Here is a 264-nt window from a genome sequence, read left to right as displayed (position 1 = left end):
AAGCAGCATGAAGCAGGATTACCAATCGCTGAAATTGCACGAAAGCTTGGGATTGCGGAAGGGACATTTTATGCATAGAAGAAAAAGTATGCAGGTCTAGAGTCGGACCAAGTCCGCGAGTTGAAGCAATTGCGGGAAGAAAACGAGAAACTCAAACGTATTGTTGCAGATTTAACCCTCGACAAGGTCATGCTGCAAGATCTGAATACCCGAAAGTGGTAAGCGTACCGCAACGTCGTAAGGTGGTACGCCATTTGATAACTC

The 264-nt window shown here is 45.8% G+C and carries 1 pseudogene; it reads left to right on the top strand.

Annotated elements, in window-relative coordinates:
- A pseudogene (locus L975_RS18775) lies at positions 1 to 216 on the top strand (transposase); the annotation flags it as partial.
- Between the last annotated feature and the right edge of the window lie 48 nt (positions 217 to 264).

Source organism: Plesiomonas sp. ZOR0011, assembly GCF_000800945.1.
GTDB classification, from domain to species: domain Bacteria; phylum Pseudomonadota; class Gammaproteobacteria; order Enterobacterales; family CAMTGL01; genus Plesiomonas; species Plesiomonas shigelloides.
This window is presented reverse-complemented; position numbering and strand designations above follow the sequence as displayed.